Source organism: Nostoc sp., assembly GCF_036916575.1.
Taxonomy (GTDB): Bacteria; Cyanobacteriota; Cyanobacteriia; order Cyanobacteriales; family Nostocaceae; genus Nostoc.
On record NZ_JBALGC010000154.1, the window covers coordinates 36,730 to 49,133 of the forward strand.

At 42.2% G+C, this 12,404-nt stretch carries 12 protein-coding genes; 7 read left to right on the plus strand and 5 right to left on the minus strand.

Translation table 11 applies throughout. The features are described from left to right. Positions 1-148 precede the first annotated feature (148 nt). Complete coding sequence (locus V7L29_RS34815) at positions 149-1,258, minus strand: 2OG-Fe(II) oxygenase (protein ID WP_334693009.1); 1,110 nt, start codon at positions 1,256-1,258, stop codon at positions 149-151. A gap of 384 nt (positions 1,259-1,642) precedes the next feature. Between V7L29_RS34815 and mtnA the strand changes: the two genes are divergently transcribed. Then, positions 1,643-2,704 carry an S-methyl-5-thioribose-1-phosphate isomerase gene (mtnA, locus tag V7L29_RS34820; RefSeq protein WP_334738348.1) on the plus strand — a complete coding sequence of 354 codons (1,062 nt, stop codon included), beginning with the start codon at positions 1,643-1,645 and terminating at the stop codon, positions 2,702-2,704. 897 nt (positions 2,705-3,601) lie between these two features. Here the strand turns inward: mtnA and V7L29_RS34825 are convergent. Further along, positions 3,602-5,023 carry an NADP-dependent isocitrate dehydrogenase gene (locus tag V7L29_RS34825; protein WP_334693007.1) on the minus strand — a complete coding sequence of 474 codons (1,422 nt, stop codon included), beginning with the start codon at positions 5,021-5,023 and terminating at the stop codon, positions 3,602-3,604. A 380-nt stretch (positions 5,024-5,403) separates the two neighbouring features. Between V7L29_RS34825 and V7L29_RS34830 the strand changes: the two genes are divergently transcribed. From V7L29_RS34830 to V7L29_RS34855, 6 genes are all read left to right on the plus strand, one after another. Further along, positions 5,404-6,132 (plus strand): GUN4 domain-containing protein, encoded by a 729-nt coding sequence (locus V7L29_RS34830; protein WP_334738349.1) that lies wholly within the window; start codon positions 5,404-5,406, stop codon positions 6,130-6,132. Positions 6,133-6,157: 25 nt separating this feature from the next. Continuing rightward, the gene (locus tag V7L29_RS34835; protein WP_334738350.1) at positions 6,158-6,319 is read left to right on the plus strand and encodes a type II toxin-antitoxin system HicB family antitoxin; all 162 of its coding nucleotides are present in this window, start codon (positions 6,158-6,160) and stop codon (positions 6,317-6,319) included. Positions 6,320-6,382: 63 nt separating this feature from the next. Continuing rightward, a complete protein-coding gene (locus V7L29_RS34840) occupies positions 6,383-6,544 on the plus strand; it encodes a BrnT family toxin (protein WP_334693004.1) in 162 nt (53 codons plus the stop codon). Positions 6,545-6,662: 118 nt separating this feature from the next. Then, positions 6,663-6,908 carry a hypothetical protein gene (locus V7L29_RS34845; RefSeq protein ID WP_334738351.1) on the plus strand — a complete coding sequence of 82 codons (246 nt, stop codon included), beginning with the start codon at positions 6,663-6,665 and terminating at the stop codon, positions 6,906-6,908. Positions 6,909-6,959: 51 nt separating this feature from the next. After that, a complete protein-coding gene (locus tag V7L29_RS34850) occupies positions 6,960-8,153 on the plus strand; it encodes an ABC transporter ATP-binding protein (RefSeq protein WP_334738352.1) in 1,194 nt (397 codons plus the stop codon). Between the two features lie 111 nt (positions 8,154-8,264). Continuing rightward, positions 8,265-9,032, plus strand: coding sequence for a superoxide dismutase (locus V7L29_RS34855; RefSeq protein ID WP_334738353.1), 768 nt, complete (start codon positions 8,265-8,267; stop codon positions 9,030-9,032). 471 nt (positions 9,033-9,503) lie between these two features. Here V7L29_RS34855 and V7L29_RS34860 read toward each other — a convergent pair whose 3' ends face one another. From V7L29_RS34860 to V7L29_RS34870, 3 genes are all read right to left on the minus strand, one after another. Next, on the minus strand, positions 9,504-10,172 hold the full coding sequence (locus V7L29_RS34860; protein WP_334738354.1) for a hypothetical protein: 669 nt from the start codon (positions 10,170-10,172) through the stop codon (positions 9,504-9,506). A gap of 388 nt (positions 10,173-10,560) precedes the next feature. After that, positions 10,561-11,298 carry a 16S rRNA (guanine(527)-N(7))-methyltransferase RsmG gene (gene rsmG, locus V7L29_RS34865; RefSeq protein WP_334738355.1) on the minus strand — a complete coding sequence of 246 codons (738 nt, stop codon included), beginning with the start codon at positions 11,296-11,298 and terminating at the stop codon, positions 10,561-10,563. A gap of 117 nt (positions 11,299-11,415) precedes the next feature. Further along, entirely contained in the window at positions 11,416-12,090 is a 675-nt protein-coding gene (locus V7L29_RS34870; protein ID WP_334738356.1) for an ABC transporter ATP-binding protein, read from the minus strand. Positions 12,091-12,404 lie beyond the last annotated feature (314 nt).

A 12,404-nucleotide genomic window follows, 5' to 3' on the forward strand; every position in this document is an offset into this window, starting at 1 on the left:
AGTTTTTGCAAAGGCTAATATTGGAGAATGCAGTATCTAGAGTGGATGAAGATGCCTCCAGAAGTCTGGAACCCTCAAGACTTCTTAGTTTTGAGGGTTTCACTTCAGGGCTTTGAGCCAGCTTTCTTGTAACACTTGAATTTTTGCGTTATTTCTTAGTTGGCTGTTCCTCTAAAGCAGATCCAAGAAGATGCTGATTTGCCTGCCGGACTTTAGCTGCTGCCTCATCGTAAAGGAAGGGTAAATAGGCATACCGCCGTCCTTTAGTTATAGGTGTCGCTTCGTGCAACAGGGAACAGGAAAAGACGACAGCTCCACCCGCAGGCGGTTGATAGGTTTGCTGACCAAATTCTGGAAATCGCAAACATCCCCCTTCGTATTCACCCGTATTCAGGTTCAAAGACACTGCAAAGCGGCGATGAGCAGTCCCTTTGGTGGTATTGTCCCGGTGGGGTCTAAAGTGTCCACCAGTTTCGCTGTCATAGCAAGCAACAATGTGGCGCTCCATTCGGGTCGCTTGAAACTGAAAGGCTTTGAAAATTTCGGGAGCGAGGCGATCGTGAATTCGATGCATCGCTGCATTTCGCAGTTCTTCGTCGGTAATCTCCTGATCCCGCCGCCGTTTATGATTGTAATCGTGCACGGGAACTGTACGCCCATTGACTTCCCGCATAAAGCCGGAGTCTTCACCACCATGCAAGTCATAGAACTGAATCAGCGCCCGACACAGTTTTGGTTCAAATACTCTAGGCACAATCAAGACAGGTGCCTGAACTGCCGCCAGAGCTTCTGACGGAATGGGTGGCAATTGGGCGAGGAATGCCATCAACTGAGGCACATGGGTTTCGGGTGATTCGTTAAACGGCAGCACCGCTAGCACCCGCAGACTATAATCAAGTACTAGCGTAAATTGTTTGTAATTTCCTGTGGTGGTAACGGCACCGTACTGCTGGCTAATGGCTTGATTAAAATCCCAGAAGAACCGGATGCCTGGAAGATGCTGCTGAACTCGGCGCTGCTTTTCATCGTCTGGATCGACGCTCACGCCAAAGAAACAGCAGTTTTGATCATCAAAGATTGCCCGTTGGCTCCAGATGTCTTCAAGAATGCGCTGGCTCGTCTTCATTTCCACTGATCCGAAGAAGCACAGTACGATGTAACGACCCGCAATTGTGTCTAAGTGAAAATTAGCACTGTTTGTAGAACGGGCTGTGAACCACGGGGCTGGCTCACCGATCATCAGGAGTAACTGGCGCATAGGTATAGGCTTTTTCAGTTCCTAGTCAGGCTGGTTTTCGGATGTAGCGTTCTTTAAGGAAAACGATTTGACTAAAATCCTATCATTCTTGACAAGCTAAGATCATCAACCATTTATCAATAAGTAATAGTGCTTAAAATTCCGTCAAAATCGAGGTGGAAACACAATTTTTAACCCAGCCTACAGCTGGCTACACCGATGCGTCATATTTAAAAGTATTGTTCATACTTGCTCTCAAAAGCCAGTAAGTAGGCACGAAAAAAGCCAACTATGTGAAGATAAGTAAATACGGAGAATACATCTACTGAATTTTCGTATTTAAAATGAAATCATCAGGGTGCATTAAAGTAAAAAATATTGCCTATCCACTAATTAGCTTTTTTTATGACACTTTCCCCAAATCAGGTTTATCCGGTTATTTGGCACAACGACTCGGTGTCACTAATCGATCAAACGCGCTTACCCAACGAATATACATTTGTGGAAATTCACCGCAGTGAAGATATGGCGCGGGCGATTAAAACTATGATTGTCCGAGGTGCGCCTGCGATTGGTGTGGCTGCGGCTTATGGAATGTATCTTGGTGCAAGGGAAATTGAAACAAGCGATCGCCACGAATTTTTGCAACACTTAGATAAAGTAGCTCAGTTGTTGCGTTCTACTCGTCCGACAGCAGTAAACTTATTTTGGGCAATTAGCCGGATGATCAAAGCCGCTTACGAAACGCTGGGAACAGTAGAAGACATCAAGCAAACCCTTTTCCAAACAGCCCAAGCAATCAATGCTGAAGATTTGCAAACCTGTCAGGCAATCGGCGACAATAGTTTAGCAGTTTTACCGTCTACCCCAGAAAAGCTGAGGCTGCTTACTCACTGCAACGCTGGAGCATTAGCTACTGCTGGATATGGCACTGCTTTAGGTGTTGTGCGTTCTGCATGGAGAGAAGGACGTTTAGAACGGCTTTTTGCTGACGAAACCCGTCCTCGCTTACAAGGTGCAAAACTCACCGCTTGGGAATGCGTACAAGAACGTATTCCAGTGACATTAATTACTGATAATATGGCAGCCCATTGCATGAAACAGGGTTTGATTCATGCTGTAGTTGTGGGTGCCGATCGCATTGCTGCTAATGGCGACACTGCTAACAAAATTGGTACATATAGTGTAGCGATCGCAGCCAAAGCCCATAATATACCTTTCTTTGTAGCTGCGCCTCTTTCCACCGTTGATTTTGAATTAGCCGATGGCAGCAAAATTCCGATTGAGGAACGCGAACCAACAGAAATCTATCAAGTTGGTGATACCATTCTCACACCTGCGGGTGTAGATTTTTACAACCCAGCTTTTGATGTGACTCCGGCTAGTTTGATTACAGCAATCATTACAGAGAATGGAGCGATCGCACCTGATAAATTAGCAAAATCACAGCTAAAACAAGTAGTGTAAATCATTAAAGGACTTTACTGGTCAAGATAAAGATATGCCGAAAGACGGACTTTCTTTGTCTAAGCCAGAACAGGCAATCATCGATAAGTGGTTTAAAGACAATAAACCTCTTTAACAAATCAGCCTGAAAGTCTTATAAAATCTTGGTTGATTCTCAGTTCCTAGAGATATCTAGTAACGACAACTTCAGCAATTATAATCACAGCTTTAGCCGTAGTAACAACAACTTAAGCGTTACTTATCACACTCGAAACGTTATTAACTACAACTTCAGCATCGATAAGTACAGCTTAAGCTGTAGTCACAAAAACTTAAGCATTAGTTATAACGCATTCAGTAATGATAATCACTGTTTAAGCCGTAGTAACAACAATTTAAGCGTTACTTATCACACTTGAAACGTTATTAACTACAGAACAAGTTGTTGTTACTACAGCTTTAATTTTATGAGTGACAGCGTTTAGTGTGGTAAGTAACTTACGGAGAAATAAAATACTAGCCATCCAAGAAGATAGTCAGCGCCGATTTGCCCGCGCCTGCTCTAAACCCCTAGAATTGGAATTGCAGGGTTCATGCTCATAGTTAGAACAGTATCAGACTGAATGGCAGGCTTGTGAAACACTACCCAAATGCGATATCACAATTGTCCCAGTTTGATTGGTTTGTTATTAGCAGGTGATTTTCCAAAACCTTTAGCCATCGAAATAATCTCGTATTTGTACCTTTATACCAATACCTTCGCCAATTTACGAGTATTGCCATAAAGCCAACCTAGAAACCTCTCCCTGTCTTAAACTAAAGTTCAAGTGTTTCCCTCTCCGACTCGGAGAGGGACAAGTTTTGCTACGCAAAACCTTCTTAGAGGTCTTTTGATTCGACTAATTAGCCCTACTAGATTTAATCAAAATGCTGAATAATTGCGTCAGCAAATTCAGAACATTTTAAGGGTTCAACTGGCGGTTCTAGTAACCGGGCTAAATCGTAGGTGACTTGACTACTCGCGATCGCATCGCTTAAACCTTTCTTAACTAGGTCTGCGGCTTCTTGCCAACCCAAAAACTCCAGCATCATCACACCAGACAAAATCACTGAACCAGGATTAATCCGATCTAAGCCGGCGTGTTTGGGTGCGGTGCCGTGGGTGGCTTCAAATATGGCACTAGCATCACCAATATTTGCCCCTGGTCCCATTCCCAATCCCCCAACAATAGCGGCGGCGGCATCAGACAAGTAATCGCCGTTTAAGTTCATCGTCGCCAGAATCGAATACTCATCCGGTCTAGTTTGGATTTGTTGAAAAATGCTATCGGCAATCCGGTCATTCACCAAAACTTTATCTTTCCATTTGCCCTCGCCGTGGGTTGCCCAAATTGTGTTAAGAACAGTTTCAACTTCCTTGACAACTTGCGCTTTTTTCTCTTCAGTGAGAGCATCAAACCCAGGATCAATCTGGCGAGCGTTTTCTGACAAGGAAATATTAGGGTTATTTTCCTTGTTACTTAAAATCCAAGATTCCCGTTCAGTGACAGTCTCTTGCCGAAATTCACTGGTTGCTAATTCATAACCCCAATCGCGGAAAGCCCCTTCGGTGTACTTCATGATGTTGCCCTTATGCACCAAAGTCACTTGTTGCTTGTGTTTGGGCAATAGCAAGGCGTGTTTGATGGCACGTCTGACTAGACGCTGGGAACCAGTTTTGCTGATGGGTTTGATGCCAATACCAGAATCAAGAGGAATTCGTTTTTTTCCATGTTCTGGGGTAGCGGGGATCAGTTCTTCGTTGAGAATTTTAATTAAGCGATCGCCGATTTCGCTACCTTGTCGCCACTCAATGCCTAAATAAATATCTTCCGTATTCTCTCGATAAACAATGACATCCAACTTTTCGGGATTTTTGTGGGGTGAGGGCGTACCTGCATAGTAACGGCAAGGACGCACACAGGCATACAAATCAAAAATTTGCCGTAGCGCCACATTTAAAGAACGAATTCCCCCCCCAATGGGAGTAGTCAAAGGCCCTTTAATTGCTACACCATATTCTTCAATTGCCGTGAGAGTGTCTTGAGGTAAATATTGATAAGTTCCGTATAAATCACAGGCTTCGTCCCCAGCGTAAACCTTGAACCAACTAATTTGACGCTGACCCTTATATGCTTTGGCTACCGCAGCATCTAGCACTTTTTGGCTAGCAGGCCAGATGTCTATACCTGTACCATCGCCCCGAATAAAGGGGATAATTGGATTGTCAGGTACGATTGGTTCACCATTTTTGAAGGTGATTTTTGCTCCGATTGCGGGGGGGGTAATCTTGTCGTACATATTTCACACACTCCTAATCGATACGCTGCTAGTTAAAAAAACCTTATCTGGCAGGCTTGTGTATTTTGCTGTGTCTTTGCTTAGGAATTGGATATTGGGGATTAGAAACAGACAACGAAGTGACTTTTTCAATAATTCTCCCTTGTCCCTCCAGTCCCAGTCCCCAGTACCTAGTCCCCAGTTCCCTTTACCAAGCCATAAGGCGCAGATTTTCCCCCTATTCCCCTTGTACATTATTCGGGGATTAAGTGTGGGATTCAGTGAAGCGATCGCAATTTTGTACGATCAAAAATAGTAAACTACTTTTCGCTATCAGTGCTTCGCCTTGGAGAAGCCTAATAGCTTACCACTCTTTCACTGACCGCTAACACGAAAATGGCATGACAGACCCAATGATTTTATCAAGCCCTGCTAATGACATCGACTCCCTCCGACGACCGTTAATTGCTGGGTCTGAAAAAGTCCAACAGCAGATAATCCCACAGTTAGCTGAGTTGGGTAATGAGGGATTAGACGTGTTGATGGAATTTTTACTGAAACGACGTGAGAACCCAGCGACTTGGGTTGATGGCAAAGCTTACCAAGTCCTCTATAACTCTAATGCACCTCAAGCTAAAGAATTTCTGCGTTCCTGTTTTCCTGAGGGAATTGTACCTCTAAAATCAGAGTGCGGGATTAACTATAATTCTTTGCAACAGCTACTGACTGTTCAAGACTTCCAAGCAGCCGATCGCGTCACCATAGAGAAAATGTGCGAACTATCAGGGCCAACGGCTGTACAACGAAAATGGTTGTATTTTACTGAGGTAGGAAATTCCTCGGCTGTTGACTTGCAAACCATTAACAACCTCTGGTTAGTCCACTCCGAAGGTAAATTTGGCTTTTCAGTGCAACGAGAAATCTGGTTGAGTTTGGGTAAAAATTGGGAGAATTTCTGGCCGAAAATTGGCTGGAAAGAAGGTAATAACTGGACGCGATACCCTAACGAGTTTACCTGGGATTTGAGTGCGCCTAGAGGTCACTTACCCCTCTCTAATCAACTTCGGGGGGTACGAGTTTTTGCTTCTTTACTCTCTCACCCTGCTTGGTCGAAGAATCCAGAAAAATGATTTTGAGCCTACGGACAAATAGACTATGATCAATCCCACCAACAGAGAATTCTACGTCATTATTGAACGGCATGAAGATGGCTACTATGTCGGAGAAGTACCTCAGCTACAAGCCGATTACAGTCAAGGAGAAACAATTGATGAGTTGATGGCTAACATGAAAGAAGTAATCAAACTTTGTTTATAATCAACAAATGATGAAAGAGTACCTGTTTTCTTCAGGTATAGAAAAGAGTGATTTAATAATTCCATGAAGTTTGAGTGGGACGAAAACAAAGCGGCAATAAATCTTTTAAAACATCAGGTTTCCTTTGAAGAAGCCAAAACTGTTTTTGATGATCCGCTCTATGTTGACTTCTATGATCCAGACCACTCAGATGATGAGGAGCGTTACCTTATTATTGGAGAATAAAGTCGGGGACGCTTACTAATCATGTCAGATACGGAAAGAGGAAATTCAATTCGTCTCATTAGTGCAAGAGAAGTAACGCGATCTGAGCGAGAAGCTTATGAAGAAGGGTAAGTCACAAATGGAAGACGATCTGCGTTCAGAGTATGACTTAAAGAGTCTAAGGGTTAGAAAGCTTGGCCCTGAACGAAAGAGCTTTGGTAAGACAACAATTCGTTTAGAACCTGATGTTGCAGAGGTTTTTCCCAATGCCGATGCCGTCAATGAGGCTCTAAGATTTCTGATTAGAGTTGTGCAGGACAACCAAATTTCTGCACTTACAAAGCAGTCTCAAAATTCCTCAGATGGGGCGGATAAAACCTCCTAATGCTTAGTTGGAAGTGCCGCAGATCCAAAAGTGAAAATATCAAATCAGATAATGGCAAACGTTCGTCTAGAAGAAATTAAACGTAGATTTAATAACGTCACCGCTATCGAAGATATTACCTTTGAAATTCCTGATGGCGAGTTTTGGGTTTTAGTTGGGCCATCGGGTTGTGGGAAGTCTACAATTTTGCGGATGATCGCTGGTTTAGAAACCGCTACATCTGGCAAACTCTTTATTGGCGATCGCCTGGTGAATAATATCCCAGCCAGACAACGGGATGTGGCGATGGTATTCCAAAACTACGCTCTCTATCCTCACATGAGTGTGGCGCAAAACATCGGCTTTGGCTTGCAGATGCGGAAGATTGACCGGAAAATTATTCAAGAACGGGTGGTGAATGTGGCGCGATCGCTTTCTTTGGATCACCTGCTGGATCGTAAACCCAAACAACTTTCTGGAGGACAGCAACAACGGGTAGCATTAGGGAGAGCGATCGCTCGTCAACCACAAGTGTTTTTACTTGATGAACCTTTATCTAATTTAGATGCCCAATTGCGCGATGAGACAAGGGCAGAATTGAAACAGTTACATCAAACATTAGGCATTACAACAATCTACGTTACCCACGATCAAGTTGAAGCGATGACTTTGGCTGATAAAATCGTCGTGCTAAATCGAGGGCGGATTCAACAAATTGGTGATCCCCAAACTATTTATGCAAGTCCTGCTAATCAGATGGTGGCAAGTTTTTTAGGCAGTCCGCCAATGAATATTTTGCCTGCAATCTATCAAAATAACAGTTTTGATGTGAGTGGACAGTTATTAGCGATTCCAGCAGTTGTGAAAGAAAAATTACAGTTGCGTCAAGGAGACAGTTGTGATTTGGGGATTCGTCCAGAGCATATTTTTATTAACGAACCGCCAAGTCACCAACTCTTGGAGACACTAGGTGAAAGCGTTGGCGTTCGCGTTAGCGTCTCTGAAAGAGAAGCCTCTGAAAGAGAAGCCTCTGAAAGAGAAGAACGCCAAGAAGCAAATGAGAGTCAGCTGATTGTAGAAGTTAAGCTGGTGGAACCTTTGGGCAGGGAAACCTTGATTCGTGCTGCTTTACCTGGTTCGGCAGTGGTGTTGAATATTCAGGTGGGTGGGGATGTGCGTCTGCGTCCAGGCGATCGCCTTTCTCTACAACTCGATTTAAATCAATTGTTTGTATTTGATCCCAAAACTGGGGACAGAATCTTATAAATAGTTTCTTAAACTGCCAAAAATAATCGCCAATTCCCAATTTTTTGTAACCAAAATCTAAGAAAATAAAAACGGCAATAGAGACTTAATGGATTCGCTGCAAAAACTTATATGACTATTAATCGACGCCATTTCTTGTTTTTACTCACAGCAGGTGCGGGTGTTTTTGCCTTAGATGCTTGTGCATTGGCAGAGAAATCTTCTGAAGGAAACACTGCAATATCGAAGACAACACCAAATACAACACTAGATACAACAGGAGCTATCCAAGTACCGCCTTTACCTTACCCCTACGAAGCACTGGAACCACACATCGATGCCAAAACGATGCAGTTTCACCATGATAAACACCATGCAACTTATGTAAAAAACCTGAATGCAGCGTTAGCCAAACACCCAGAACTCAAAGGTAAAAATGTTGAAGAACTGTTGCAGAAACTTGACAATGTACCACAAGATATCCGCAAAACAGTACGCAATAATGGCGGTGGTCATGTGAACCACTCAATGTTCTGGAAAATTATGAAGCCGAAAGGTGGGGGGGAACCAACAGGAGGTATAGCCTCCGCTATTAATCAAAATTTTGGCTCTTTTGCAGCTTTCAAAAAACAGTTTAACGAAGCTGGTGCTGGTCGTTTTGGTAGTGGTTGGGTTTGGCTAGTGCGTAACAAAGGTGGCAAGTTGGAAGTGACAACTACAGCTAATCAAGATAGTCCCTTAAGTGAAGGTAAATATCCGATCATGGGTAATGACGTATGGGAACATGCATATTATCTTAATTACCAGAATCGCCGCGCCGATTATTTAGATGCTTGGTGGAACGTGGTTAATTGGGATGAGATTAACAACCGATTTGCAGCAGCAAGTAAATTTGCCTGACGACCAGACAAGATTTTAGAGTTATAGGCGTTTAAAAACTGGCAACAAAAACAATATCCTGCTGCCAGTTTTTGAATGTGATAAGCTGATCGTCATTGATTTTTTCAGAATGATTCGCTTGTAGTAAGCAAACCCACTGCGTTGCATAGAGTAGTCTAAGAAGAAGCCTCTGCTCAGAACTTCGTTGGTTTCCCTCCACAAGTGGCGTGAGACGCTTTACAGCCTTTTCGAGTCCGCTTTATTTATTTAATAATTAGTTTTCTTTAACCATTGCAGTTATTTTTTTTCTTTTTGGATATTTAATATAGCTTTATTTTACATTACAAATATTAATATATCTCAATGCTTTTGTAATAGGATAGCTTGTATTTATTGACTGATAAAGCTTCTAGAGATTGCCCTTCTGGAGAGTGACATAAGAGGGCTATCTATATAAATAAAAAGTGGGTGGGTACGTCACACTTTCCTACTTCATTTTAATTGCTTGATTTTTTGCTTTACTCTCTGTTTTAGGGCTAAACCTAGGCTAAGAGAACCAAGACCTAACAAACCTAGAGTAAAATTTGGTTCTGGTATAGGAGCTACTGAGATAACAATATTGTCGATAGCAAAATTATCATCAAAATTTGTTGTTCCTATTACTCCTGAAAAAGTCACAAATTGTAAATTATTAAATATTTTCGGCAGTAAAAATGTTTGAAATTTATTTTCTAAATTAAAAAATGTAGATACTTGTGAGTTATCGTTTTTTAATCCTCTGATAACTATTTGTGGAGATGCCAGATCATTATTAGCTACTAGTTTTGATGCATCAATGCTAGGTATTGAAAACAAAGCATTATCAGCATTTCTTATAGAAATAGTTCTACCACTTCCTCCTGCTGCTAAGTAAGGTGAATCTCCAGCAACAAAATCATAGTCCTTTGGCTCAAAAACTAGGTCTACAAAATCAAAAGCACCTCGAGCATCAAATATAAAATTGTCAACTTCTAAAGTTTTAAAGCTGGCATTGCTCCCAGGATTAGGATTAACAACATCGTTAAATGTAATTGTTTCTCCATAAGCAAATTTGCTGTTAGTCAAAATGAAAAAAAGTGTTGAGGTTCCTAAACCCACAAGAAATTTTCTAATTGTAGCCATTTTTATAAGACACTCTTCACTAAAATAGGACTTACGCACAAGCAACGGAAAATCGAACCACAGAGGACGCAGAGGACACGGAGAAATAAGAGTTTGAGAGGTTTTTTGCGTAAGTCCTATAAAAAAACTTACTGAACTTCTTATTTCTGAATATGATAATCAAAAGCAATGCAACTACAACACTTAACCTCAGAATCGCTGCTAGCTTATACAAAAATGCATACATACTGTATGTAGATGATGACGAACGGCTGTAATCGCTAGCTAAAATCAATGCTGCTTATAAACAGGAAAAGCAGGCTAATTATAAGTATGATAAGTATAATTTATAAACCGTAATTACCGCAACCGTGATTTTGTTGTTTGTCTGGTAACAATTTTCTTTCCCTCAAAGTGGTTTTTGAGAAGGTACACCAATAGCACGGGGAAACTGAACTGGTGTGGTGGCTATTTTACGCAAATACACACAGTGCCGAATGCTGTGACTCAGAGGTGTTGTAAATTGTTCGATTGATTCAATAACCCCACCCAACAGCTTCACAGCATTCTGCAAAGCTGTTGTTTCATCCTCTGTCCAATTACCGCGATAAATTATGGCTAAACCTCCCTGTTTGAGCAGTGGTAGGGTATATTCTGCACATACAGAGACTGCCCCTACAGCCCGGATCAATGCAATATCGTAAGCTAATCGATGCTGAGGATGCTGACCAATTTCTTCAGCCCTACCAACGAGAGTTTTGGCATTGGTCAGGGCAAGTTCAGTTAATATTTTTTCGATGAAAGTAATTTTTTTCTGGGTTGAATCCATTAGAGTAATTTGGCAATTAGGCGCAGTAATTGTCACTGGAACACCCGGAAAACCCGCACCCGTGCCAATATCAATCACAGATACACTTTCTTGGAGAGACGGGATAAATTTTCCCTGTGGCGCAATTCCTTTAAGAGAATCCCACAGATGTTTTTCCCAAAACTCTTGAGAGTCAGTGATCCGAGTTAAATTTAGTTGGCGGTTACCTTTTAGGATTAACTCATAAAGCCTTTGAAATTGCGCTTGCTGTTGGACAGTTGGTTGCCAATTGAGAGTTTGCTGCCAGATTTCTGCCATCTCAGGCAATAAGTTTGTCATTAGTCATTAGTCATTAGGCATTGAGCAAAAGAGTTTTGAGTTGCAAGTTAAGAGTCTGAGTAAAGAAGTGAGATTCCCCACTTCTTTACTCAGCACTCAGTACTACTACTCCCCCTTTTATACTGCTGGTAGAGGTTCTTTAACTTTGGCTTCTAGTGTTTTTGGGTCTACTGATTGTAGTTCACCGTGGTTGAGTGTCCAGCAACGGTCTGCGATCGCTAGCAGATCCCCAGCATCGTGTGTCACTACCAACAGCGTCCAATCTTGTTTCAGTTTTGCCAATAAACTTACAAGTTGCCGACGCATTGACCAATCTAACCCAGCTGTGGGTTCATCCAATAACAGTAAATTTGGCTGGCGAATCAATTGGACTGCCAAAGCTAAACGCCTTTGCTGACCACCGCTCAAAGCATGGGGGGCAGCGTTAAGCGATAAATGCTCTAATCCCACCTCACTCAGCGCCTGTCTAACTCGTTCTGACCCTAACTCAGGATGTCCTAAACGCAATTCTTCTAAAATTGAACCACCGCAAAAGTGCCGCTCTGGAAACTGAAATACCAACCCAGCCAATTGTTGTAGCTGTTCGGCTATAAGTTCTTGTTCTCGCCAGAGGAGTGCGCCGGTAGTGGGTTCGGCTAGTCCCGACAAAATTTCTAGTAAGGTACTTTTTCCTGAACCACTTGGGCCAATAATCAGACCTAGCTGCTGGGGTGCTAACTCCAAGTTGATCGATTTGAGAATCGCTGTTGGGCACGCTGTGGGGTGATAAATCAGATTTCGGAGATAGAGCATTTGTTAAGATTACCAAAAAGTCAGCAAATTACTAATTAGCTACACTCAGAGCAACTGGAAAATTCTGGAAAAATTTCTAGCGCATTACCTGGATTAACACCTTAATCTAGCAGCAACAATCATTCACTTTTTCTCCATTGTGGCAGACTCACCCTTAAACAATGGCTATAACCAGCCTGGGAACATGAAAAAACTAGCAAAGTCAACCTTTATACAAAAAAATTTTGGTTGAAGCAGAGGCAAGTTAAAATTAACCATTTTTTGCATTCTAGGTAACACATACAACTATTTCAACCGCAATTATTCTGAGGGTT